We start from the raw sequence: 226 nt of genomic DNA on the forward strand, positions 1-226 counted from the left end.
GGCGTTGTGAATGCGGCTGCTGAAGCCAGGCGTAAAAACCACTGGGATGAACATCCAGCACCCGACAGAGCAGGCGAACACGCCAGCAACAGGAGTTGTCACGGATAAAGGCGTACCTCAGTCGGACAGCTTTGCGAAGTACGCCGCTGTAGATTCAATTGGTCAACGCAACAGTTATGTGAAAACATGGGGTTGCGGAGGTTTTTTGAATGAGACGAACATTTAC

General features: G+C 51.3%; 1 protein-coding gene. It reads left to right on the forward strand.

Going from position 1 to position 226, the window contains the following annotated elements:
- Positions 1 to 46 precede the first annotated feature (46 nt).
- The coding region (locus OGY18_RS27445) for a hypothetical protein (protein ID WP_502873472.1) at positions 47 to 226 on the forward strand (180 nt) is incomplete at its 3' end.

It is taken from the genome of Citrobacter sp. Cpo142, from assembly GCF_030332425.1.
GTDB classification, from domain to species: domain Bacteria; phylum Pseudomonadota; class Gammaproteobacteria; order Enterobacterales; family Enterobacteriaceae; genus Citrobacter; species Citrobacter portucalensis.